The organism is Streptomyces sp. Y20, assembly GCF_043195475.1.
GTDB lineage: Bacteria > Actinomycetota > Actinomycetes > Streptomycetales > Streptomycetaceae > Streptomyces.
In genome coordinates, this window is sequence record NZ_JBIDDP010000014.1 from 211,186 (window position 1) to 234,452 (window position 23,267).

Sequence of the window (23,267 nt, forward strand, 5' to 3'; positions counted from 1 at the left end):
AGGGCGGTGCGGGAGGGGCGGGGTGCGGGGGACGGGAGGGCGGTGGCGGGGCGGCGCCGGGTTCAGATCACCGCTCGGGCCAGCCGGGTCGCCAGGGCCGCTCTCGGGGTGCTGTCCGCCGGGCGGCGCCGTGGGTGCACCGTGTTCGCCAGCAGGACGAGGAACGTGTCCGTCGCCGGGTCCAGGACCAGGGACGTGCCGGTGAAGCCGGTGTGGCCCGCCGCGCCGCGGCCCGCCAGTTCGCCCATGAACCACGGCTGGTCCAGGGCGAAGCCCAGCCCGGGCGGGGTGAACAGCAGCTCCACGAAGTCGGCGCCGAGGATGCGCGCGGGGCCGTAGGAGCCGCCGGCGAGCAGGGCGCGGCAGAAGACGGCCAGGTCGGGAGCGGTGGAGAAGAGGCCCGCGTGGCCGGCGACCCCGCCGAGCGCCCAGGCGTTCTCGTCGTGGACCACACCGCGCAGCATGCCCCGGTCGGCCTTGGCCCAGGGCCGGCGCTGGTCCTCGGTGGCCGCGGCGCCGGGGCAGGGCCCGAAGGCGGTGGCGGTCATGCCGAGCGGGCGGGTGATGCCCTCCTGGACGAGGACGTCGAGGGGGCGGCCGGTGATGCGCTCCAGGACGAACTGGAGCAGGAGCATGTTCAGGTCGGAGTACCGGTAGGTGCCCGGTTCCGCCGTCGGGGCGGTGTTCCGCAGGAGGGCGAGGCGGGCGCGCTCGTCCGGGCAGTCGTACAGCGGGAGCTCGGGGCGCAGCCCGGAGGTGTGGGTGAGCAGCTGGCGCACGGTGACGCCGTAGGCGGCGGCTCCGGTGAACTCGGGCAGGTAGGCGCCGACCCGGGCGTCCATGCCGAGGGTGCCGCGTTCTATCTGCTGCACGGCGGCGACGGAGGTGAACAGCTTGGTGAGGGAGGCCAGGTCGAAGGGGGTGTCGACGGTGGCCGGGACCCGGGAGTGGGACGGCAGCGCGACAGCGTTGTCGGTCTTCGGGTCGTAGGCGCTGTAGCGCACCGCCCAGCCCGCGGCCTCCGCCACGGCGACCACGGGGCCGCGTCCGGCCACCACGACGGCGCCGGCCGCCCAGGGGCGGACGCCGGTGGTCAGGGCGTGCACGTCGTCGGTCAGACGCCCGAGTTCCGTGGGGTCGAGCCCGGCTCGCTCGGGCGTGCCGGTACGCAGTCTCGGTGCGCTCAGTTGTCCGCTCCCTCCGGCGCCGTACGGATGTTCCAGGGACGGCACATTCCCACGAAGCAGGCCGCGGCGACCAGTGCGCCCGCCAGTTGGACGATCGCCATGGGAACGGCGGTGTGCTCCCCGGCGACGCCGACGAGCGGGGAGGCGACCGCGCCGACGAGGAAGGAGGTGGTGCCGAGCAGCGCGGAGGCGGAGCCGGCGGCGTGCCGGGTGCGCAGCAGGGCGAGGGACTGGGCGTTGGGCAGGGTGATGCCCATGGCCGACATCAGGACGAACAGGGCGGCGGAGACGGGCGCCAGGCCGACGTCGCCGAAGGTGCCCGTGGCCATCAGGAGCAGGGCGGTGGCGGCGAGCACGATGACCGCGAGGCCGGTGGCGAGGACCTTGTCCAGGCTGACCCGGCCCACGAGCACCTTGCCGTTGATCTGGCCCGCGATCATCAGGCCGACCGAGTTGACGCCGAACAGCAGGCTGAAGGTCTGCGGGGAGGCGCCGTAGATCTCCTGGATGACGAACGGCGAGGCGGATATGTAGGCGAACAGCGCGGCGAAGGCGAAGCCGCCGGCCAGCGTGTAACCGGTGAAGGGCAGGTCGGCGAGGAGGCCGCGCATGGCGCGCAGGGCCTGGCCGGTCCCGCCGCCGTGGCGGTCGGCGGGTGGCAGCGTCTCGGGCAGCCGCCACCGGACGACGGCGGCGAGCAGGGCGCCCACGACGGTGAGGACGGCGAACACGCCCCGCCAGTCCGTCACCCGGAGGATCTGCCCGCCGATCAGCGGCGCCACGATCGGGGCGACCCCCGAGATCAGCATCAGGGTGGAGAAGAAGCGGGCCATGGCCACACCGTCGTACAGGTCGCGTACGACGGCCCGCGCGATGACGATGCCGGCCGCGCCCGCGAGGCCCTGGGCCAGCCGGAAGGCGACCAGGGTCTCGACGTTCGGGGCGAAGGCGCACAGGGCGGTGGCGAGGACGTAGACGGCGAGGCCGGCCAGGAGCGGACGGCGGCGGCCCCAGCGGTCGCTCATCGGGCCGACGATCAGCTGGCCGAGTGCCATGCCGGCCAGGCAGGCGGTGAGGGTGAGCTGGACGGTGGCGGCGGGGGCGTGCAGGGAGCGGGTGACCTCCGGCAGGGACGGGAGGTACATGTCCATGGCGAGGGGGGGTGTGGCGGTGAGGCCGCCGAGGACGAGGGTGACGAGCAGGCCGGTCCGGCGGTCGGCGGGTGGGCTCGGCTGGGTGGACGGGTGCTGCGTCCCGGGTGTCCGTGCCGCCGGGTGCTCGGGCATGTGTCCCTCCCTCTCCTACTGGACCGGCTCTCGTGCCGTACCGGCGCCTATGCTCTCAGCTCGTACACACTGCCGGGGTACTGGTGAGCGAGGGTGGGGCGGGCATGGCGGAGCGGGGCGTGCGGTGGGGGATCCTGGCGACCGGCGGGATCGCGGCGGCGTTCGCGGCGGATCTGGTGGCCGCGTCGGGCGACGGCTCCGCGGCGGGGCCGGCGCCGGAGCTCGTGGCGGTGGCGTCGCGCCGGCCCGAGTCGGCGCGGGCGTTCGCCGACCGGTTCGGGGTGACGCGGGCGTACGGCGACTGGGAGTCGCTGGCGGCGGACGAGGACGTCGACGTCGTGTACGTCGCCACCCCGCACACCGCGCACCGGGCGGCGGCCGGGCTGTGCCTGGCGGCGGGGCGGAACGTGCTGTGCGAGAAGCCGTTCACGCTCAACCTGCGCGAGGCGGAGGAACTCGTCGCGCTGGCGCGGGAGCACGACCGCTTCCTGATGGAGGCGATGTGGATGTACTGCAACCCCCTGGTGCGGCGGCTGAAGACGCTGGTGGAGGACGGGGCGATCGGCGAGGTGCGCACCGTGCAGGCCGACTTCGGGCTGGCCGGGCCCTTCGCCGCGGACCACCGGCTGCGGGACCCGGCGCTGGGCGGCGGGGCGCTGCTGGACCTGGGCGTGTACCCGGTGTCCTTCGCGCAGTTGCTGCTGGGTGAGCCGGACGGCGTCACCGCGAGCGCGGTGCTGTCCCCGGAGGGCGTCGACCTCCAGACGGGGGCCGTGCTGTCCTGGGACGGCGGCGCGCTGGCCTCGTTGCACTGCTCCATCGACGGCGCTACGGCGGCCACCGCGTCGGTGACCGGCTCGCGCGGCCGGATCGACGTCCCGTCCGGCTTCTTCCACCCGGACCGGTTCGTGCTGCACCGGGACGGCCGTGACCCCGAGGAGTTCACCGCGGACCCGGCCGACGGGCCGCGCGACAGCATGCGGCACGAGGCGCGGGAGGTCATGCGGGCGCTGCGGGCGGGCGAGAAGGAGTCGCCGCTGGTGCCGCTGGAGGGCACGCTCGCGGTGATGCGCACGCTGGACGCGGTGCGGGAGCTGACCGGGGTGCGGTATCCGGGGGAGGCCGGGGCGCGGTATCCGGGTGACGAGCCGGCCGGCGTCGCCGGATAACCGTATGGCGGACACCTGATTCCGTATGACGGATCTGCCGCCTAGGCTGCGGAGCCATGACCGACAGGCAATCGAAGATCGCGGTGGTGACCGGGGCGGGTTCCGGCATCGGACGGGCCGTCGCCGTGGAGCTGTTGCGCCACGGCTGGTCGGTGGCGCTCGCCGGCCGGCGCGCCGGGACGCTGGAGGAGACGGCGGCGCTGGTGCCGGAGGGCACCACGCTCGCCGCAAGCACCGACGTGTCCCGTCCCGAGGACGTGCACGCGCTGTTCGCGGCGGTGGTGGAGCGGTTCGGGCGGGTGGATCTGCTGTTCAACAACGCGGGGACCTTCGGGCCCGGCGGGGTCCCGGTCGAGGATCTGCCGTACGACGCCTGGCGGCACGTGGTGGACACCAACCTCAACGGCGCGTTCCTGTGCGCCCGGGCGGCCTACCGGCGGATGAAGGAGCAGGACCCGCGGGGCGGCCGGATCATCAACAACGGTTCCGTCTCGGCCCACACGCCCCGCCCGCACTCGGTCGCCTACACCTCGACGAAGCACGCGCTGACCGGGCTGACCAAGTCGCTGTCGCTGGACGGGCGGCCGTACCGCATCGCGGTCGGGCAGATCGACATCGGCAACGCGGCGACCGACATGACGGCCCGGATGGGGACCGGCGCGCTCCAGGCGAACGGGGAGGTGGCCCCGGAACCGGTGATGGACGTGGCCGATGTGGCGCGCACGGTGCGGCACATGGCGGAGCTGCCGCTGGAGGCGAACGTGCAGTTCGCGACCGTACTGGCGACCGGGATGCCGTACATCGGGCGGGGCTGAGCCGGGCCGCGCCCGCCCGCTCGGCGCCCGGGAACCGGCATTTGAACATCCGCGCTCTTGCGGCCGGTCACGCCCGTGTGCTCAACTTTCCTCCACCAGAGCTTCACAGTTGACGCGCCGACATTCCGCGGCCACTCCCTCGGGGGGAAGGCGGCGGCCGTTCCACCGGACCGGAGTCGGGGTGGGCCTCGTGGCCGATCGCGGGGCACACGCCGGTGGGTGGAACGACCGCCGCGCACCGCTCGGCTGCGGTGACCGCCGCACCCGCCGGTCAGCTCCGGTGACGCCCTCCCGGCGGGCCGCCGCCTCTGCGGCGCTCACCGCCCTCGCGGGCCGTACCGCGCCCGCCGGCCTCGCCGTTCACCGCCGTCCGCGTCCGGCGCCGGCGCAGGGCCCAGGCGCCGGCACCCAGCAGGGCCGCCGCCCCGGCCGAGCCCTCCGCCAGCCCCCACCCCGAGCCGCCCCCCGACCCCGTACCGGGCGCGCCGGCCGCCGCCCGTACCGGCTTGCGCGCGGGCGGCGGACTCGCCTTCACCCCGCCCTCACTGAGCGGTGCCACCAGCAGACCCACTGCCTGCGCCGAACGCCCGTGCCCGAAGCCCCAGTCGAGCAGCGCGGCGGTCTCCTCGTAGACGGCGTTGCCGCCGGCCCCGGGATGCATCACGGTGACCAGCAGGGTGCGCCCGCCCCGGGTGGCGGCACCGGTGAAGGTGTTGCCGGCGTGGCTGGTGTAGCCGTTCTTGACGCCGATCAGCCCGTCGTACGTCTTCAGGCCCCACGCCCCGGTCAACAGGCGGTCGGTGTTCTGGATCTGGAAGGTCTTCTTCCCGCCCGCCGGGAAGTCGGCGGTCCGCGTGCCGCAGTACCGGCGGAACGCGGCGTCCTTCAGCCCGTGGCGGGCGAAGAGCGTCAGGTCGTACGCCGAGGAGAGCTGCCCCTTGTGGTCGAAGCCGTCGGGACTGACCACATGGGTGTCCAGGGCCTGGAGGTCCGCGGCCCTGGCCTGCATCTGGGCGACCGTCCGGGCGATGCCGCCGTTCAGGTGGGAGAGCACGTGCACGGCGTCGTTGCCGGAGCGCAGGAACACGCCCTGCCACAACTGCTCGACCGTGTAGGTGATGCCGGGCTTGACGCCGACGAGGCTGGAGCCGGCCGGGACGTCGGCGAGGTCGGCGTCGGTGACCCGGTACCGCTCGGCGGGGTCCAGCCGATCCAGCACGGTGTCCGCGAACAGCATCTTCAGGGTGGAGGCGGGCGGCAGGCGCCGGTGCGCGGCGAACGAGGCGAGGATCTCCCCGCTGTCGAGGTCGGCGACCAGCCACGAGCGGGCGGTGAGCTTTCCGGGCAGTCCGGCGGCACCGCTCACCTGGACGCCGGGACGGGCCAGCCGCTCGCCGCCGACGACCCCGGTCGCGGCGGCGGCCCTGGTGGCCGTGGAGAGGGGAAGGACGGCGGCCGACAGCCCGAGGACGGCACGCCGGCTGAGCCGGGAACTTTCACGCACCCGGGGACCGTACACCGCGCCGGGTGGAGGCCCGGCGCGCAGGAGGGCCGTGGGGCCGGGGAACGCGCCACCGGAGCAATTCCCGGTGCGTCACCGCCGTCTCCCGGCACGCGGGCGCCTGTCAGGCCTGCCCGGTCTCGAAACGCGAGATCCGCCCGTCGTCCTCGACCGTGAAGACCCACTTGGTGCGCATCTCGCCCCAGGTGTCGTTGCGGTAGCGGGCGAGGACGGTACGGCCGCCGTCCGACTCGTTGTCGACCTCCAGGTGCCCGTGGGAGGAGAAGATCTCCCGGTCGGTCCACTCGGCGAGATCACGGTCGAAGCCGTCGTCGCACATGGTCGCACCGGGCGCCAGGAGCGACATGAAGCCCTCCAGGTCGCGGGAGTTCACGGCGTGCACGAAGGCCCTGACGGCCGGATCGCTGAGCCGGGTCGGCTGAATCGTCATGGCGTCAGGCTCACACCGCTCCCCCGGGGCCGCCACCCGAACGGCAGCCAGCGGGGGCCGGGCGGTGCCGGGGGTGCCAGGCTGGAACGCGGGAGGGAGCCTGTACGCCCGTATGCCTGTCCGCCTGTCCGCTTGGGAGTCACCGTGAGCTGTTACGACCGACGTGATCTGGGCCTGCTGCTGCTCCGGCTGGGCGCCGGCGGGGTGCTGGCCGCTCACGGCGCGCAGAAGCTGTTCGGCTGGTTCGGCGGCTACGGCCTGGAGGGCACCGGTCAGTTCATGGAGTCCGTCGGCTACGCGCCCGGCAAGGCCAGCGCTGCGGCGTCGGGCCTGGCGGAGGCGGGTAGCGGCGTCCTGCTGGCGCTGGGCCTGGCGACCCCGGCGGCGGGCGCGGCGGCGGCCGGGGCGATGACGGGAGCGGCGGCCATCCACCTGCCCAACGGCTTCTTCGCCCAGGAGGGCGGCTACGAGCACCCGGTGAGCCTGGGCCTGGTCGGGGCCGGCCTCGCCGTCACCGGACCGGGCCGCCTCTCCCTCGACCACGCCCTGGGGCACGTCCTCGACCGCGCCTGGATGGTGCCGGCCGCGTTCGGCGTGACGGCCGCGGTGACGGCCGTGGTCGTCGGCGCCCGGACCAGGCGGGTACGGGCGCGGGCCGCCGAGGCGGCCGAACAGGAGACCCTGTTCGAGGAGTGACCGCCGCCCGGGAACGGCCGGCACCGCCGTCCGGGCATGGCAAGCTGCGGGACATGAGCGCTCAGAACTCCGCCGCCGGGCTCTGGCCCGCAGTCGACTCCCTGTGGGCCCGCCTGGAGGCCGCCCGCGCCCAGGGCGGCCAGGACGGGGTGCTGCTGCGCATCCTCAAACTGTCCGAGGAGGTCGGCGAGGTCGCCGAGGCGGTCATCGGCGCGACCGGCCAGAACCCGCGCAAGGGCGTCACCCACACCTGGGAGGACGTACAGGCGGAACTGTGCGACGTGGCGATCACGGCCCTGGTGGCGCTGCGCACCCTGACCCCGGACGCCCGGCGGGTCTTCGAACACCACCTCGAGAAGGTCGGGTCCCGCCCGCTCGACACCCAGGCCTGACGCCCGGTCCCCTCACGCGCAGGACCGTCCATTCGACGCACCGGCCGGTGCTCGGGCCGGTGTTCCGATATCGCGCGACGGACGGGACAACCTTGTGAGCAACTGATGAGTCTTCTGATCGATCACACCGTGGTCGGATTCACGAGGAGACCATCATCAGTGCCATACGCAAGACCCTGACCGCCACCGCCGTCGTCGGTGCCGTCCTCGCGGGCTCCGCCGCCTGCGGAACGGTGGAGCAGCTCTCCGCCGGCAAGAAGCTCGACCGGGCCTTCGAGAAGCTCGGCAAGAAGAACACGCTCTCCTTCGAGCTCGACGTGGACACCGACGTCGCGTCCCTGAAGGCGCTGGACGCCAAGTCCCGCCCCGCGCCCGGCGAGGAGATCCCGGACGACGCGGCCAAGCTGATCAGCGGCGCGAAGATCACGGTCACCGTGCAGTCGAAGAAGCCGATCGAGAAGTCCGACGAGAAGGACCTCGTCGGCATGGCCATGAAGGTCAGCAGCCCGGACGGCGACCTCGCCGAGTACCGGGTGATCGGCGACAACGCCTACATCCGTGCCGACATGGACACCATAGGCAAGTTGTCGGGCAGCCCCGTACCGTCCGCCGCGGACCTGCCGCCGGAGGCCGGGGCGATCAAGGACGTCCTCGCGGGCAAGTGGGTGAAGTTCGACACCAAGGAGATGCAGAAGGCCACCGCCGACGGCCAGGGGCCGAAGGACAGTCCCGCGCCCGGCCCGTCCCTCGACGCCAAGACGCAGAAGAAGCTCGCGAACGCCCTCCGCGAGGTCGTCGCCCGTCACGTGCACCTCAAGACGGCCGGCGGCGGCAACGGCACCGAGCACGTCCTGGCCACGGCCCCCTTCCGCACGCTCGTCACCGAACTGTTCGGCAAGATCCGCCCGCTGGTGAAGGACCTGCCGCCGGGCATGGAACTGCCCACGGCCAAGGACCTCAAGGACGCCCCCGACGCCAAGGTGACGGCGGACTTCACCCTCAAGAACGGTGAGCTGACCGAGGTGGACGTGGACCTCGCCAAGCTGGCCGAGAACGCCAAGGTCAAGAAGCTCGGCCTGACGGTGCGGCTGGGCAAGGGCACCAGGCCCACCGTTCCGGCCGGGGCCAAGAAGCTGGACCTGAACGCCCTCATGCAGGGCTTCTTCGCCGGCGGCCCGGGGCCGAGCGACGCGGACTTCGCCGAGAGCGGCCTCGCCGGCCGGGACCTCCCGCAGGACGCGTCCTGATCACACCGAACGCGCCTGGAGCGGGCTCCCCACCCGCGCGGTGAGCGACCGTGCGGGCTGCCACCTGTCCATGTCCTGCCCATGCCCGCGCCCCTGGCCGGAAGTCGCCGGAGGCGGAGCCGCCGGCCCTAGAGTCGGATGCTCCAGGTGATCTCGGTGGATGGGGGGTTCGACCACGTTGGCGGACAAGCGGGTTGTCGTCGTGACCGGCGGAGGCACGGGCATCGGGGAGGCCACGGCCCGGCTGCTGCGCGAGGGAGGCCACCACGTGGTCGTCTCCGGACGCCGGCCCGAACCCCTGCGGCGCCTCGCCCGGGAGATCGGGGCGCTGGCGCATCCGTCCGATGCCGGGGAGCCCGACGCGGCCGAGGGGCTCGTCCGGGCGGCCCTGGCCGAGCACGGACGGATCGACGGAGTGGTGCTGAACGCGGGGATCGGGCGCGGCGGAGCCGTGGGTGACCTGTCGCTCCAGGACTGGGACGACGTGATGCGCACCAATGTCACCGGTCCGCTGCTGCTGCTGCGCGCGGCCCTGCCGTACCTGCTGGAGTCCAAGGGAGCGGTGGTCGCCGTCGCCTCGGTCTCCGCGCTGCGCAACGGCGCGGGCAACGCCCCGTACGCCACCTCCAAGGCGGCCCTGCTCCAGCTCTGCCGTTCCGTGGCCGTCGACTACGGGCGGTACGGGGTGCGTGCCAACACCGTGTGCCCCGGCTGGGTACGGACGGAGATGGCCGACCGGCGCATGGCGCGCTTCGCCGAGGAGGCCGGCCTGCGCGGTGGAGTGCAGGCCGCCTACGAGGAGGCGACCAGGTCGCTGCCCGCGGGACGGCCGGGCGAGCCGCGCGAGATCGCGCAGGCCATCGACTGGTTGCTCTCCCCGGCGGCGTCCTACGTCAACGGCGCGGTCCTCACCGTCGACGGCGGGACGACGGCCCTCGACCCGGGGACGCTGGCGTTCGACTTCCACATCACGCCACGCGACGACGACGGCTCCGGCGCCGCCGGCTGAGCATCTGCCGCACGGGGTGGGCGGACCTGCGCCCGGGTGGGGGGCCGTTGTCCCCGCGCTCGGGGCGTCCGTCCTCCTCCGTCGCCGTAACCGCGTACGACGACTCGGCGCACAGGATCACCGGGTTCCTGTCGCTGTGGACCGCGAGCGGCGCCTGCACGACCTGCCACCGGCCCCGGACACGGCCGAACGGATCCGGCTCCCGACGAGTTCGCGGACGTCACCGGTCCTTCAGGGCACGGCCGGCTGAAGCCCGGTATATGACTCCTCCTGCCAGGGAGCCCCGGTCCCCCGGCGGACACCGGTTCGGCGCAGGCGAAGCGGAGCCGCAGGTGGCGGCAGACGAGTCGGGCTGTACGCCGGGTTCTGTTCCCCGGTCGCCTCGCGGCGGCCGGGGCGACGGCCATCCATCTAGGGCCGGCGTTGCCGCCGGCCTCGTGCGGTCTACCCGCGGACTCGGGCGGGCAGCCCTCGAACGTCCGCGCAGAGCGCTTTTCACGGCGCTCCTCTTGACCTTGCTCCGGGTGGGGTTTACCTAGCTGCCCAGGTCACCCTGGGCACTGGTGGTCTCTTACACCACCGTTTCACCCTTACCGAGGACCGAGATCCCCGGCGGTCTGCTTTCTGTGGCACTGTCCCGCGGGTCACCCCGGGTGGCCGTTAGCCATCACCCTGCCCTGTGGAGCCCGGACGTTCCTCGGGGAGCCCCCTGAGGGATTCCACGCGGCCGTCCGCCCGGCTCGTCTGCCGTGTCGACCATGGTACCGGGCGTGTGCCCCGCCGCGGACCGGCGGCCGTCGCCAGGACCGAGCCGGCGAGGATGAGCGCGAAGGCGGCCAGTACGGGCAGGGTCAGCGGCTCGTCCAGGAAGAGCGCGCCCGCCGCCACCGCCACCGCCGGGTTGACGTAGGTGATCACGGTCGCCCGGGTGGGGCCGGCCTCCCGGATCAGTTCCAGGAACGCCACGAACGCCACCGCCGTGCAGATCACGCCCAGACCGGCCAGCGAGGCCAGGACCGTGGCGGACGGGACGGCGGCCGGGCGGGTGAGCGCGGCCACGGGGGCGTAGACCAGCGCGGCCAGCGTCAGGCAGGCGGCGGTGAGGTGGAGGGAAGGGACCTCCTTGAGACGGCGGGCGGCGATGAGGGGCGCCGTCGCGTAGCCCAGCACGGTCAGCAGGACCTCCACCAGCGAGCGCGCGTCCCCGCCGGTGAGGTGCGGCAGGGTCAGGACCGTCACGCCGGCGAGGCCCAGTGCCAGGCCGGCCACCCGGCGGACGCCGAGGTGTTCGGTGTCCCCCAGCAGCCGCGCCCCGATCACGCCCACGATGGGTACGCCCGCGATGAGCAGGCCGGCCGTCGAGCTGGACAGGTGCCGTTCGGCGTCGGTGAGGGTGAACCAGGGGACGATGATCTCCAGCACCGCGAAGGCCAGCAGGGGCCGCCAGTGGGCCCGCACGGACGCGGGCAGGCCGCCCTGGCGCACGGCGAACGGGAGCAGGAGGGCCGCGCCGAGCGCGCAGCGTGTGAACACCACCACCGGCGGGGACACCTCGTCCACCGCCACCTTGATCATCAGATAGGGGATGCCCCAGACCACTCCCATCAGGGAGAACAGGAACCAGCCGCGTGCAGTCATGGGGTCGAGTCTCGGCCGGCGCGCCCCGGGGTGTCTTGAACGCTGTTGCGGTAGACCGCCGGGGTCACCCCGAGCACCCGGCGGAACCAGCGGGTCAGGTGCGCCTGGTCGGCGAAGCCGACGAGAGGGGCGACCTCGGCCGGACGCAGGCCGGTGCCGAGCAGGGTGCGGGCGCGGGCCACCCGGTGCTGGGCGAGCCAGGCGTACGGGGGTATCCCCATGGTCGTACGGAAGGCCCGCAGGAGCTGGTAGCGGGACAGGCCGAGGTCGGTGGCGAGGAGGGCGAGGGACGGCGGGTCGGCGAGTTCGCCGGCGAGGCGGTCGCGGACCGTACGGGCTATGGCGGCGGCGCCGGGGACGCGGTCGGCCACCGGGCGTGCCGTGGAGTGGCGCCGGGCCAGGGCGGTCAGCAGCCAGGGCAGCCGGGACTCGGTCTCCAGCGGGTCGGGGCGGGCGCTGAGCTGCGTGTGGGCGGTGCGCAGGGCCCTGACCAGCGCGGGGTCGTCGACGAGTGGCTCGCGGAAGTGCGGCAGGCCGCCGCCGGTGCCGTCGGCCAGCAGGGACGGCTCGGCGTACAGGGCGAGGTAGGCGTAGCCGTCGGTGGGGTTGCCGGGACCGCCCGTGTGCATCTCGCCGGGTTCGAGGACGATGATCGTGCCCGGGCCGGTACGGACGTGGCCGCCCCGGTAGGCGATGACCTCGGAGCCGCCGACGCAGACGCCGATCGTGTACTCGTCGTGGGCGTGCGGGGCGTACACGTGCCGCCGGAAGTTCGCGGTCAGCAGGTCGAGCGGGGGTCCGCACCGCCCCAGCCGGGCCCGCGTCCACAGCGCCCGCTCCCCCGGCGCCTGCTCCGCCCGATCCTGCTCCGCCCGGCCCTGCTCCACCCGGTCCTGCTCCCCCATCGGACTCCCCCTCGTCGTGCCGTCTGCCACGGTGCAACGCCCGCGGGGTCCGCTTCCATGCCGCGTGCCGGGCCCGCGCCGGGCCGGGCCGGGCCGGTGGTGCGGGCCCGGACGGCCGCCGACGCCGGGGCGAGGCCGTACCGGTGGTACGCCGTACCCTGACGCGGAGGTCTACGTGAGGAGTACGTGTTGCTGGTCCTGCTGCCCCCCTCGGAGGGCAAGGCGAGCGCGGGTGAGGGTGCCCCGCTGGAGCTGGAGTCGCTGTCCCTGCCGGGGCTGACCGGCGCGCGGGAGGCCGTGCTCACCGAACTGGTCGAATTGTGCGCCGCCGACGAGGACAAGGCCCGCGAGATCCTCGGGCTGAGCGAGGGACTGCGCGGCGAGGTCGCGAAGAACGCCGGGCTGCGCACGGCCGGCGCCCGCCCCGCCGGGGAGATCTACACCGGCGTGCTCTACGACGCCCTCGGCCTGGCCGCGCTGGACGCGGCGGCGCGGCGGCGCGCGGCGGACTCGCTGCTGGTGTTCTCGGGGTTGTGGGGTGCCGTGCGGGTGACCGACCGCATCCCCTCCTACCGCTGCGCGATGGGCGTGAAGCTGCCGGGGCTGGGCGCGCTGGCCGCGCACTGGCGGGCGCCGATGGCCGAGGTGCTGCCCGCCCTGGCCGCGGAGGGCCTGGTGCTCGACCTGCGGTCCGCCGCCTACGCGGCGGCCTGGAAGCCGAAGGGCGAGGTCGCCGGGCGGACGGCGACGGTACGGGTGCTGCACGCGCCGACCCGGAAGGTCGTCAGCCACTTCAACAAGGCGACGAAGGGCCGGATCGTCCGCGCACTGCTGACCGCCGGGGCCGCGCCGGACAACCCCGCCGAGCTGGTGGAAGCGCTGCGGGGCCTGGGCTACGCCGTGGAGGCCGAGGCGCCCGGGAAGGCCGGCCGGGCGTGGTCGCTGGACGTGCTGGTGGACGACGTCCGCTGAGGTGCGTTGCAGTATGCGCAACACTCGTTGCGGGTGGTGCGGTCGCTGGGCACGATGAGGGCATGATCTCGCCGCTGCCCTCCTCCCCGGCTGCCTCCGTCCTCGACCTGGCGCCCGTCGTACCCGTCGTGGTGGTCTCGGACGCCGCCGACGCGGTGCCGCTGGCGCGGGCACTGGTGGCGGGCGGGCTGCCCGCGATCGAGGTGACCCTGCGGACACCGGCGGCGCCGGCCGCGATCCGGGCGATCGCCGACCAGGTGCCGGACGCGGTGGTCGGGGCCGGCACCGTGCTCACCCCGGAGCAGGCCGGGATGTGTACGGCGGCCGGGGCGCGGTTCCTGGTCAGCCCCGGGTGGACGGAGGCGCTGCTGGGGGCGATGCGCGGGTCCGGAGTGCCGTTCCTGCCCGGGGTGTCGACCACCTCGGAGGTCGTCGCGCTGCTGGAGCGCGGGGTGCGGGAGATGAAGTTCTTCCCGGCTCAGGCCGCGGGCGGGACGGCGTACCTGCGGTCGCTGGCCGGGCCGTTGCCGCAGGCACGCTTCTGCCCGACCGGTGGGATCGGTCCGGACAACGCCTCCGAGTATCTGGCGTTGCCCAACGTCGGCTGCGTGGGCGGCAGCTGGATGGTCCCGGCGGATGCGGTGGCCGCCGGGGACTGGGGGCGGATCGAGGAACTGGCCCGGGCGGCGGCCGCGTTGGCGGCGGACGGCGGGTTGAGGGCCGGAGGTGGGCTCAGCGCCGGAGGTGGGGTCAGGGCCGGAGGTGGGACGTGTCGTTGAAGAGCCGGACGCTCGCGTTGCCGTCCGCGTAGTACGCCACCGCCGACAGGGACGCGGCCGAAAGCTCCATGCGGAACAGGGACTTGGCAGGGGCGCCCAGGGCGAGACGGATCAGCGTCTTGATCGGGGTGACGTGCGTGACCAGCAGCACGGTGCGGCCCGCGTGGGCGGCGACCAGCTCGTCGCGGGCGGCGGCGATCCTGATGGCCGTATCGGCGAAGCTCTCGCCGCCGCCGGTGGGATGGGCCTCCGGGTCGGCGAGCCAGGCGTTCAGGTCGTCCGGGTAACGGTCCCGTACCTCGCCGAAGGTCAGGCCCTCCCAGGCGCCGAAGTCCGTCTCCCGCAGGCCCTCCTCGAGCGTCACGTCCAGGCCCAGGCGGGCGGCGACGATGGCGGCGGTCTCCCGGGTACGGGCGAGGGGAGATGCGACGACGGCCTGGACCGTGCCGCGCCTGGCCAGCGCCTCCGCGACCCGCCGGGCCTGCTCACGGCCGGCGCCGGAGAGGGAGGGGTCCGTGCCGCCGCTGCCGGAGAAGCGCTTCTGGGGGGTGAGCGGGGTCTCGCCGTGGCGGAGCAGCACGAAGGTGGCGGGGGCCCCGAGGTCGGGCGCGGCACTCCAGCCGGGAGCGGATGTGCGCCGCTCGGTGTCACCGGAAGGGGCGGAGGGCTGCCCGCCGGAGGGCGCGGCTTCCCGAAGGGCGCGCGCCGCCGCGTCGGCACGGTTCTCCCCCGCCGCGTCGGCAGAGTGCGTTGGGGAAGAGGCCGGCGCGGAGGCCGCCGGGTTCGCAGCGGGAGCCGCGTCGGCCGGACGCGCCGCGCCGGCAGCCGCAGCCGCGTCGTCGGCGGCGGGCGCGGCATCCGCAGAGGTCGCCGCCGCCGAGTCGCCTATGGGAGCGGCCGAAGTGGCCGCCGCCGCCCGAGCGGACTGTGCGCCCGAAGCGGCCCGAGCCGCCGAAGCAGCCGAGGCAGTCCCAGCAGCCGGAGCCGTCCGGGTGCCGCCGCCGGTCCCCGTGGCCAGGTCCGCCCGGGACCGCGACGGCGACCACTGTTCGCCCTTCGCCCCCGCGTCCATCGCCTCGTTGGCCAGACGGTCCGCGTGTTTGTTCCGCTCGCGGGGGATCCACTCGTACGTGACCTGGTCCGGCGGGAAGACGGACCGGGCCTGCGCCGCCAGGGGCTTCATCGCGGGGTGCTTGATCTTCCAGCGGCCCGACATCTGCTCGACCACCAGCTTGGAGTCCATGCGGACATGGACCGGCGCGGACGGGTCGAGGGCGTGGGCGGCGCGGAGGCCGGCCAGGAGACCGCGGTACTCGGCGACGTTGTTCGTGGCGACGCCGATGTACTCCGCCGCCTCGGCCAGGGTCTGGCCCGTCGCCGCGTCGCACACCACGGCGCCGTAGCCCGCGGGCCCCGGGTTGCCCCGTGACCCGCCGTCGGCCTCGACGATGAACTCCCGCACCCGTCCGGCCCCTCGTCTACAGACCCGACTCGGCCGTGCGCACCAGGATGCGGCGGCAGTTCTCGCAGCGCACCACCGTGTCCGGCGCCGCCGAGCGGATCTCGCTCAGCTCGGTGATCGCCAGTTCCTGCCGGCAGCCCTGGCAGCTGCGGGCGTACAGCTTGGCCGCGCCGATCCCGCCCTGCTGCGCGCGCAGCTTGTCGTAGAGCTTGAGCAGGTCCGCGGGGACGGAGGCCGCGACGACCTCGCGCTCCCGGGTGACCGAGGCGGCCTCGCCGTCGATCGCCTCGAAGGCCGCGTTCCGGCGAGCGGTGGCGTCGTCGATCTTCGACTGGACGGACGCGACCCGCTCGGTCAGCTCGCCGACCCGCTCCTGCGCGGACTCGCGGCGCTCCATGACCTCGAGGACGACGTCCTCCAGGTCGCCCTGCCGCTTGGCCAGGGACACGATCTCGTGCTGGAGGTTGGACAGGTCCTTCGGCGAGGTGACCGCGCCGGAGTCCAGGCGCTGCTGGTCGCGGGTGGCACGCCGGCGCACCTGGTCCACGTCCTGCTCGGCCTTGGTCTGCTCGCGGGCGCAGTCGCTCTCCTCGGTCTGCGCCGCCACGAGCAGGTCGCGCAGCTGGGTGAGGTCCTTGGTCAGCGCATCGATCTCGGCGTGCTCGGGCAGCGACTTCCGCTTGTGCGCGAGCTGCTGGAGACGGACGTCGAGGTCTTGGACGTCGAGGAGTCGGATCTGGTCGGCGGGCGCGGCGTTCAGTTGGGGGCTCCTGTTAGCTAGCGGGGGTGGTGGACGCCGCGTGGGCGGTCCAGGGGTCGGTGACCGTCTTGGAGACGTGGACGCGCAGGTCCCAGCCGTGGCGGTCGGAGATCTCGTCGAGCTGGGCGGCGGCCAGCTCGCACCAGGGCCACTCGGTGGCCCAGTGCGCCGCGTCGAGCAGCGCGAGGGGACTGTGGGCCACCGCCTCCGACGCCGGGTGGTGGCGCAGGTCGGCGGTGAGGAAGGCGTCGACACCGGCGGCTCGGACCTCGTCGAAGAGGCTGTCGCCGGAGCCGCCGCTGACGGCGACCGTGCGGACGACGGCCTCCGGGTCGCCGGCCACCCGGATGCCCTGCGCGGTGGCGGGCAGCCGTTCGGCGGCGCGGGCGGCGAGTTCGCGCACGGTGAGCGGGTGGTCCAGTGCGCAGACGCGGCCGAGGCCCCGGCGGCCGTGCGGGTCGGTGGGGTCGGGTACGAGGGGCCGTACGACCCGGAGGTCCAGCGCGCCGGCGAGGGCGTCGGAGACACCCGGGTCGGCGGTGTCGGCGTTGGTGTGGGCGACGTGCAGCGCGATGTCGTTCTTGATGAGCGTGTGCACGGCCCGGCCCTTGAAGTGCGTGGCCGCGACCGTCGTCGTACCGCGCAGATAGAGCGGGTGGTGGGTGACCAGGAGGCCGGCGCCGAGCTTCACCGCCTCGTCGACGATCTCCTGGACCGGGTCGACGGCGAACAGGACCCGGGTGATCTCCTGGCCGGGGTCGCCCACGACGGTGCCGACCGCGTCCCAGGACTCGGCCCGCTCGGCGGGCCACAGGTTCTCCAGCGCGGCGATGACTTCAGACAGACGGGGCACGAGGGACAGGCTACCTGGCTGTTCTGCGGGGCTGTACCGCATCCGCCCGCCCCGGTCCCGGTCAGCACACAGGCCCCGGTTCCCTCAGAGGAATCGCTTCTGCCCCACCCGTATGTGTGAAGCGTGCGCCGCCGGCCCCCCGCCCGTGCGTACGAAAACTAGCTTCGTCGCCGGAGGTGACCGAACCATGACGGCCTGTGCGATCGAATCCCCGTCCACGGACGGGGCCGACGGTGCGCCGGGGACGGCTGGATGCGCGATCACGGCGGACGGCGTGTACGCCGCCCGGCTCGCGCCGGCCGGCGACTCCTGGTTCCCGGAGCGCTGGACGCTGGACGGCCCGGAGCCGTACGCGGTACCGCTGCCGGGCAACCAGCCGGAGGAGCCCGGCACCGAGGTGCAGCCCCTGGGCGACGGCCGGGTGCTGATCCACCGGCTGGTGGAGCGGCGGCACGCCTTCTCGCTGCTGTATCCGACCGGGCCCGGCACCGGTGAGCTGCCGCTGGGCACGGTGGAGCATCCCGGGCCCGTCACCGGGGCGGCGGGGCTCACTCTGCTGCCGCCGGCGCCGGGGGGCACCCGCGCGTACGCCCTCGCCGTCGGGCCGCGTTCCAGCGCCGTGTGGCTGGTGGCGGGCGGGCCGTCGGGCCCGGAGCGGCTCGCCGAGGTACCGGGGCGCTGCTCGGGCGGGGTGTGGCTGGACCGCACCGGGCGCCTGCTGGCGCTGGACCGGGAGCTGGACGGACGCACCAAGACGGTCGTGGTGGACCTGGAGCGCGCCGGCGCCGTCTCGCCGCTGCTCCAGATCACGGACGGCAGCGACGACCGGCTGCTGCTCGCCGATCCCGACAGCGGGCTGCTGCTGATCTCCTCGGACGCTCCCTCCCCGGGGCGGCGGCGACTGGGCTGGGGAGTGCTCGGCAGCACCCTGCCGGTGCGCTTCCCGGGGTGTCTGCGGGTGCCGGAGTGCCGGGTGACGCCGTTCGCGATCCAGCCTGGGCAGGTGCTGATGCCGGAGAACTGCGGGGTGGGCCTGCGGATCGACGGGACGTTCGGCACCTGGGTGGGCACCTGGCGGCCGGCGGAACGGCGGGTACGTCATCTTCCGGCGCCGCACGGATGGCTGGCGGGGACCGGGCTGTGGACCCCGCAGGGCGTGCTGCGGCTGCCGTACGCGACGCGCGACACGCCCTGCGGGGTGGCGGAGCTGACGGCGCCCGGGGGCGAGCCGGCGGGCGCGGGCGCCGTCGGGGGGACGGGGGCCGTGGCGGGGGCCGTGGCGGGCGCGGGTGCCATGACGGGGGCAGGGGCCATGGGCGGCGCGAGCGCCCCGGAGCGGGCGAGCGGGACGGACGGAACCGGCGGGACCGGGACGGACGGGCCGAGCGGGACACAGGGGCCCGGGGGGCCGAGCGGGACCGGCGGGACAAGCGACGCGGTGAGGGCTGCCGCGACACCCGAAGCGTCCCGGACAGAGGCGGAATCGGACCCTCCGGAGCCCGTGGTGGCCCGCCCCGTGCCGCTCCGACAGGCGCCCCTGGGCCGTCTTGTAACGAACTAGTGCCGGTCGGCGTGTGCGCCTGGATTCCGCCCGTGGTGGGCCGGTTAGACTCGCCCGGCTGTACGAAAGATCATGTTGACGGGGTGAATTCTTCCGATGAGCGACACCAGGACGCGGCAGCTGTCTGCCGACTCTCAGGAGAGCGCCGGCCACGGCCGGCACCGGGGCCCGGTCGCGGCCCAGGAGAGCGAGACGACTCCGACTCCGCACGGCCGGCACCGCAAGCCGGTACAGGAGACGGTCGAGGCGGCTTTCTGACCGCAGGGAAACAGCAGGGAACAGAGGGGCACCCGTCCGGCGGGTGCCCCTCTGCCTGTGCCGGGCCCCCTCGCCTCCGGCGCCCATCGATGCCCCGCCTCCGGCGCCAGCAGGGCCTCCGGCCTCAGAGGTGCTGGACGACGGTTCCGGTGAGCACCCCCGTGTCCCGCTCGGCGGCGTCCACGGTGACCCGCACCCCGTCCTCGCGGCGCCACATGCGGACGCGCAGGGTCTCCCCGGGGTACACCACACCGGTGAACCGGGTGCCGTAGCCGCGTACCCGGGTCACGTCGCCGCCGAGCAGCGTGTCCACGACCGCCTTGAGTGTGATGCCGTAGGTGCACAGGCCGTGCAGGACCGGCCGATCGAAGCCGGCGAGCCGGGCGAACTCCGGGTCGGCGTGCAGGGGGTTGAGGTCACCGGTGAGGCGGTGGAGGAGGGCCTGGTCGGGGCGGACGGGGCGCTCGACGGTCCGGTCGGGGGCGCCGGCGGGCGGGTCCGGGCGGGAGGCGGGCCCGCGGTCGCCGCCCCAGCCGCCCTCGCCGCGTACGAAGATCCGGGCGTCGTCGGTCCACAACGGGCCGTCCGGGTCGACGACTTCCGTGCGCATGACGAGGACGGCGGCCTCCCCCTTGTCGTACACGGCGGCGATGCGGCTCGTGGCGGTGGCGGTGCCCGCGGCGGGGACCGGCCGGTGCACCGTGAGGTTCTGGCCGCCGTGCAGCACCCTGGCCAGGTCGACGTCGATGCCCGGCACGGACAGTGCGGCGATGACGCCGGGTGGGCCGGACCCGGCGACGGTGGCGAAGCTCGGCAGGACGTGCAGCCGGGTCTCCAGGGTGTAGCGCAGCTCGTCCGGGTCGGTGGCGGGGTCGTCCTTGTCGGGGTCGGCGCCGGCCCCGATGCCGAGGTGGTAGAGCTGGACGTCCCTCGGGGTCCAGGAGATCTCACCGGAACGCGGTGCGGCGGCGAGGGCCAGGGCTGTGTCGATGGGCATGCGGCTCCCGTGGGTGAGGGCTGTCGTCGGCGCTGCGCCGGTTCCGGGCGCCGCCCGTGACATTCGTCCTGCCCGGAACCGTACGTACGCATCTGCCGGTGGGCGGATCCGGCTCCTTACGGTTGGTCCCTACGCTGTGCGTCCTACCGTCGCACGGCGGGGACCACACGACCGGGGGACGACGGATGACATGGTGGCGGGCACCGGGACGCGGGACAGCGGACCGGCGGACGGAACAGGGCCGGTGGCGGGCGGAACACCGTCGGTGGCAGGCGGAGCAGCGCCGGTGGCGGGCGGAACGCGAGGCTTACCGGGCCGCGCGACGGGCCGCCCGGAAGAACGGCGGGACGCCGCGCGTCGACGAGCCGGGCCCGCCGCCCACCGGCTTCGCCCTGCTGCCCTGGCTGCTGATAGGCATGGGGGCCATCTCCAACGTGCTCCAGGGCAGGACCGCGAACCCGTGGGTCGGCGGTCTGGGCCTGCTTGCCTTCAACTCCCTTTACTTGTACGTCACTTTCCGCTCCTTCGACCGGCGCAGCCGCGAGGCGGTGTCCACCCGGGTGGCGCTCGGTCTGATGGGCCTGCTCACCACCGGCCTGGCCCTCGGGTACGGCGGTGACTGGCTGGTGTTCTTCCCGCTGCTGGGGCTCGCGGCGGGTGCCTGTCTGCGCGGTCCGCTGCTGGGGCGCGCGGGGACGCTGCTCGCGCTGTACGCGGGTGCCGTCGCCTACGTGCGTGGCGGGTGGGACGACGCGTCGAGCATCGGGTACGGCACCTTCATCTCCAGCATGGTGACGGCCGCGATCCTCGGTCTGTCCGAGGCCGTACGGGAGTTGCGGGCCGCCCGTGAGGAACTGGCCCGGCGGGCCGTGGAGAAGGAGCGGCTGCGGTTCTCCCGCGATCTGCACGACCTGCTCGGGCACACCCTGTCGGTGATCGTGGTGAAGTCCGAGGCGGCCCGGCGCCTGGCCCCGCGGGATCTCGACGCGGCGCTGGCGCAGGTCACGGACATCGAGTCGGTGGGCCGGCAGGCGCTCACCGAGATCCGCGAGGCGGTGACCGGCTACCGCGAGGGCAGCCTGGCCACCGAGCTGACCCGGGCCCGCTCGGCGCTGTCCGCGGCGAGTGTGGAGCCGGTGGTCCACCAGTCCGGGACGCCGCTCGACCCGCAGAGCGAGGCGCTGCTGGGCTGGGTGGTGCGCGAGGCGGTCACCAACGTCGTGCGGCACAGCCGCGCGACCCGCTGCGAGATCACCGTGGAGGGCAGCACCGAGCGGGTCCGCCTGACGGTCGCTGACAACGGCACCGGCACCGGCACCGGCATGAGCCCGGATGCCGGCACCGGGGCCGGCGAGGGGGCCGGCCGGTCCCGGGGGTGCGTCGGAGGCACGGGGCTGAAGGGGCTGGCCGAACGCCTCGCGGCGGCGTCCGGTTCCCTCACGGCCGGTCCGGCGCCGCGCGGCGGTTTCACGGTCACCGCGGAACTCCCCGTCACCGTCGACGGGTTGGTACCGGCGGCGGTTACGGGGCCCAGGGAGAGCCGGTCACCCAGCTGACGTCGGCGGCCCAGGAGGTGCTGCTGTCGAAGTCGTTGGAGCCGCCGTTGCTCGCTATGTACAGCGTGTGGTTGTAGTGGCGCAGATAGCGCGTCGGATAGTTGTACGAGGCGAACGAGGTGCCGGTGCCGCTCTTGCCGGTCTGCGGGCAGAAGGTGGCGTCGGCCCGGAACTGGGCGGTGCCGTCCATGGGCTGCCGGTACAGCCGGTAGTCGAAGTGGCGCAGGAAGTCACCGGGGTAGTTGCGCGACTCGAAGGAGACGCAGGAGGCGTTGGCGAGCCCGCGGCGCACGATCCAGGTGGCGTCGCCCTTGTCGATGGCCGGGCTGCTCGACGTCACCGTGGAGGTGACGGCCGCGTCGTTCTGGTGGCGGACGTACTCGGTGGTGCAGCAGGCGGTCGTGGCGCGCAGGGAGATCTCGGAGCCGGGGTTCAGCGTGCCGGTGCTGCCGGTCGGGCCGCCGTAACCGACGGAGACGATGTCGGCCTGGACGGCGGCGTCGGCGGCGTCGGTCGGGATGCCGGACGTCATGACGCCCTCGAAGAACGATCCGATGGAGCCGTTGCTGTTGTCGCCTCCGGTGCCGAGGACGATCGCGCCCTCCTGGTGCATCGGGGAGTAGCCGCTCGCGGTCGGCTCACCGCCGGAATAGGTGGTCGTCAGTCCGCCGGACTGGGCGTTCGCGTATTTGAGGGCGAAATGGTTCTGCCCGTTGTTCTTGAGCAGGGCGGTCACGAACGGCAGCGCCCCGGTGCCGGTGTTCGCCGTGTTCCTGCTGTATCCGGCGTCGGACTGGAACAGGCCGTTCTCCAGGTCGGCCTGGACCCAGGGGCCCTTGCCGTAACAGGGCGCGAACCAGCACTCGGTGCCGAAGTTGATGGCGTCCATGTGGCCGTTGCCGGTGTCCAGGTTGTTGGTCTCGGCGTTGCCGTAGTCGAAGCAGCAGCGGTTGTTGACGTGGGTGCCGGAGGTCACCATGTACATCCCCTCGGCCTGTCCGTTCACGGCGACGCCCGAGGTGGAGTTGTCCCGGTAGCCCATTCCGGCGGAGATCTCCAGGCCGTAGACCTGGTGGCCGCCGGCGGTCACCGGCAGGGCGTCCGCGGGCGCCCCGACATCGGCCGCGCCGGCGCCGCCCGCGCCCTCGACGGTGAGGTCGTTGTGGCGCGGGGACTGGTCGTAGATCTCGGTGATGACGCAGGTCGTGCCGGAACAGAAGGAGTCCTGGGCGGCCGCGTCGGCGTAGCCGCCGGCGGACAGCAGGCCGATCTTCGCGCTCGCCCCGTCCGAGGCCCGCCGCACCTGGTAGAGCGGGCCGTTGTAGGACCCGTACAGCGCCCGGGCCAGGCTGTGCGCGGCGACGCAGGGGGTGCCCGCGGCGCCATAGATGTCACAGGGCAGCGAACCGGCGGCGGCGGCCGGGGGTGCGCCGGTGCCGAAGAGCAGGGCGGCCAGGCCGGCGCAGACGGCGAGGACGGACAGCAGGGCTCTTCTGACGCGCCGAGGAGTCCGGGGGGTCCGGGGACGCCGGGGACTCCGGGGGGTCCGGGGGGTTCGGCCAAGCACGGTGTACCTCGTATTCGTCGGGGGCAGTGCGGGTTACCTGCGGGTTCTCGACTTGTCCGATATACCGAACGTTGTTCGATCGACATACCGGACCTGCTCGGCGGGTGGAATACCGGGAATTGCCGAGAAGGCAGGGGCGATTGTTTGCGTACGGTCAACAATCGTCAACCCCCGCCGCACCGGAGAAGGGGAATTCTTTGACCGAA

General features: G+C 74.0%; 21 protein-coding genes, 1 other RNA gene and 1 pseudogene. 11 read left to right on the forward strand and 12 right to left on the reverse strand.

All coding sequences use genetic code 11. The features are described from left to right. Positions 1-62 precede the first annotated feature (62 nt). The gene (locus ACGFT1_RS29550; protein ID WP_373912039.1) at positions 63-1,232 is read right to left on the reverse strand and encodes a serine hydrolase domain-containing protein; all 1,170 of its coding nucleotides are present in this window, start codon (positions 1,230-1,232) and stop codon (positions 63-65) included. Next, positions 1,184-2,473, reverse strand: a complete 1,290-nt coding sequence (locus ACGFT1_RS29555; protein ID WP_373912040.1) for a multidrug effflux MFS transporter — start codon at positions 2,471-2,473, stop codon at positions 1,184-1,186. The genes ACGFT1_RS29550 and ACGFT1_RS29555 overlap by 49 nt, the downstream gene beginning before the upstream one ends. A gap of 104 nt (positions 2,474-2,577) precedes the next feature. Here ACGFT1_RS29555 and ACGFT1_RS29560 point away from each other — a divergent pair, with 104 nt between their 5' ends. Next, positions 2,578-3,642: a Gfo/Idh/MocA family protein gene (locus ACGFT1_RS29560; RefSeq protein WP_373912068.1), complete on the forward strand. Its 1,065-nt coding sequence runs from the start codon at positions 2,578-2,580 to the stop codon at positions 3,640-3,642. Positions 3,643-3,698: 56 nt separating this feature from the next. Then, positions 3,699-4,457 (forward strand): SDR family oxidoreductase, encoded by a 759-nt coding sequence (locus ACGFT1_RS29565; RefSeq protein WP_373912041.1) that lies wholly within the window; start codon positions 3,699-3,701, stop codon positions 4,455-4,457. Positions 4,458-4,728: 271 nt separating this feature from the next. Here the strand turns inward: ACGFT1_RS29565 and ACGFT1_RS29570 are convergent, their stop codons facing one another. Both ACGFT1_RS29570 and ACGFT1_RS29575 read right to left on the reverse strand, forming a co-directional pair. Beyond that, complete coding sequence (locus ACGFT1_RS29570; protein WP_373912042.1) at positions 4,729-5,961, reverse strand: D-alanyl-D-alanine carboxypeptidase family protein; 1,233 nt, start codon at positions 5,959-5,961, stop codon at positions 4,729-4,731. A 121-nt stretch (positions 5,962-6,082) separates the two neighbouring features. Beyond that, positions 6,083-6,409 (reverse strand): nuclear transport factor 2 family protein, encoded by a 327-nt coding sequence (locus tag ACGFT1_RS29575; RefSeq protein WP_373912043.1) that lies wholly within the window; start codon positions 6,407-6,409, stop codon positions 6,083-6,085. Between the two features lie 144 nt (positions 6,410-6,553). Between ACGFT1_RS29575 and ACGFT1_RS29580 the strand changes: the two genes are divergently transcribed. The 4 genes from ACGFT1_RS29580 to ACGFT1_RS29595 all read left to right on the forward strand — a co-directional run bounded on the left by ACGFT1_RS29580 (position 6,554) and on the right by ACGFT1_RS29595 (position 9,753). Further along, a complete protein-coding gene (locus ACGFT1_RS29580; protein ID WP_373912044.1) occupies positions 6,554-7,105 on the forward strand; it encodes a DoxX family protein in 552 nt (183 codons plus the stop codon). Between the two features lie 53 nt (positions 7,106-7,158). Next, positions 7,159-7,497, forward strand: a complete 339-nt coding sequence (locus ACGFT1_RS29585; RefSeq protein ID WP_373912045.1) for a MazG-like family protein — start codon at positions 7,159-7,161, stop codon at positions 7,495-7,497. A gap of 233 nt (positions 7,498-7,730) precedes the next feature. Next, complete coding sequence (locus tag ACGFT1_RS29590; protein ID WP_373912046.1) at positions 7,731-8,744, forward strand: hypothetical protein; 1,014 nt, start codon at positions 7,731-7,733, stop codon at positions 8,742-8,744. A gap of 178 nt (positions 8,745-8,922) precedes the next feature. After that, positions 8,923-9,753: an SDR family NAD(P)-dependent oxidoreductase gene (locus ACGFT1_RS29595; RefSeq protein ID WP_373912069.1), complete on the forward strand. Its 831-nt coding sequence runs from the start codon at positions 8,923-8,925 to the stop codon at positions 9,751-9,753. Between the two features lie 339 nt (positions 9,754-10,092). Here ACGFT1_RS29595 and rnpB read toward each other — a convergent pair. The 3 genes and pseudogenes from rnpB to ACGFT1_RS29610 all read right to left on the reverse strand — a co-directional run bounded on the left by rnpB (position 10,093) and on the right by ACGFT1_RS29610 (position 12,296). Continuing rightward, an RNA gene (gene rnpB / locus ACGFT1_RS29600) (RNase P RNA component class A) lies at positions 10,093-10,496 on the reverse strand. A gap of 67 nt (positions 10,497-10,563) precedes the next feature. Then, positions 10,564-11,391, reverse strand: a pseudogene (locus ACGFT1_RS29605) (DMT family transporter); the annotation flags it as partial. Further along, the gene (locus ACGFT1_RS29610) at positions 11,388-12,296 is read right to left on the reverse strand and encodes an AraC family transcriptional regulator (RefSeq protein ID WP_373912047.1); all 909 of its coding nucleotides are present in this window, start codon (positions 12,294-12,296) and stop codon (positions 11,388-11,390) included. The gene ACGFT1_RS29610 and the pseudogene ACGFT1_RS29605, both read right to left, overlap by 4 nt. A gap of 189 nt (positions 12,297-12,485) precedes the next feature. Here ACGFT1_RS29610 and yaaA point away from each other — a divergent pair, with 189 nt between their 5' ends. Beyond that, positions 12,486-13,268 carry a peroxide stress protein YaaA gene (gene yaaA, locus ACGFT1_RS29615; RefSeq protein WP_373912070.1) on the forward strand — a complete coding sequence of 261 codons (783 nt, stop codon included), beginning with the start codon at positions 12,486-12,488 and terminating at the stop codon, positions 13,266-13,268. A 62-nt stretch (positions 13,269-13,330) separates the two neighbouring features. Then, positions 13,331-14,047 (forward strand): bifunctional 4-hydroxy-2-oxoglutarate aldolase/2-dehydro-3-deoxy-phosphogluconate aldolase, encoded by a 717-nt coding sequence (gene eda / locus ACGFT1_RS29620; RefSeq protein WP_373912048.1) that lies wholly within the window; start codon positions 13,331-13,333, stop codon positions 14,045-14,047. Here eda and ACGFT1_RS29625 read toward each other — a convergent pair. From ACGFT1_RS29625 to ACGFT1_RS29635, 3 genes are read right to left on the reverse strand one after another with little or no spacing between them, the layout of a single operon-like run. After that, positions 14,019-15,509, reverse strand: coding sequence for a bifunctional RNase H/acid phosphatase (locus ACGFT1_RS29625; RefSeq protein WP_373912049.1), 1,491 nt, complete (start codon positions 15,507-15,509; stop codon positions 14,019-14,021). The two genes, eda and ACGFT1_RS29625, sit on opposite strands and share 29 nt — an antisense overlap. A gap of 16 nt (positions 15,510-15,525) precedes the next feature. After that, on the reverse strand, positions 15,526-16,269 hold the full coding sequence (locus tag ACGFT1_RS29630; RefSeq protein WP_373912071.1) for a zinc ribbon domain-containing protein: 744 nt from the start codon (positions 16,267-16,269) through the stop codon (positions 15,526-15,528). A gap of 13 nt (positions 16,270-16,282) precedes the next feature. Beyond that, positions 16,283-17,122, reverse strand: a complete 840-nt coding sequence (locus tag ACGFT1_RS29635; protein ID WP_373912050.1) for a Nif3-like dinuclear metal center hexameric protein — start codon at positions 17,120-17,122, stop codon at positions 16,283-16,285. Between the two features lie 187 nt (positions 17,123-17,309). Here ACGFT1_RS29635 and ACGFT1_RS29640 point away from each other — a divergent pair, with 187 nt between their 5' ends. Together ACGFT1_RS29640 and ACGFT1_RS29645 are read left to right on the forward strand one after the other, a co-directional pair. Then, positions 17,310-18,683, forward strand: a complete 1,374-nt coding sequence (locus ACGFT1_RS29640; protein WP_373912051.1) for a hypothetical protein — start codon at positions 17,310-17,312, stop codon at positions 18,681-18,683. 96 nt (positions 18,684-18,779) lie between these two features. Further along, positions 18,780-18,941 carry a hypothetical protein gene (locus tag ACGFT1_RS29645; protein ID WP_356824958.1) on the forward strand — a complete coding sequence of 54 codons (162 nt, stop codon included), beginning with the start codon at positions 18,780-18,782 and terminating at the stop codon, positions 18,939-18,941. Between the two features lie 124 nt (positions 18,942-19,065). On the opposite strand, the gene ACGFT1_RS29650 is transcribed toward ACGFT1_RS29645, so the two are convergent. Then, the gene (locus ACGFT1_RS29650) at positions 19,066-19,938 is read right to left on the reverse strand and encodes a MaoC/PaaZ C-terminal domain-containing protein (RefSeq protein ID WP_373912052.1); all 873 of its coding nucleotides are present in this window, start codon (positions 19,936-19,938) and stop codon (positions 19,066-19,068) included. A gap of 185 nt (positions 19,939-20,123) precedes the next feature. On the opposite strand from ACGFT1_RS29650, the gene ACGFT1_RS29655 reads away from it, so the two are divergent. Then, positions 20,124-21,494, forward strand: a complete 1,371-nt coding sequence (locus tag ACGFT1_RS29655) for a sensor histidine kinase (RefSeq protein ID WP_373912053.1) — start codon at positions 20,124-20,126, stop codon at positions 21,492-21,494. Here the strand turns inward: ACGFT1_RS29655 and ACGFT1_RS29660 are convergent. Beyond that, positions 21,460-23,061 (reverse strand): alpha-L-arabinofuranosidase B, encoded by a 1,602-nt coding sequence (locus ACGFT1_RS29660; RefSeq protein ID WP_373912054.1) that lies wholly within the window; start codon positions 23,059-23,061, stop codon positions 21,460-21,462. The genes ACGFT1_RS29655 and ACGFT1_RS29660 overlap by 35 nt on opposite strands. Positions 23,062-23,267: the final 206 nt, after the last annotated feature.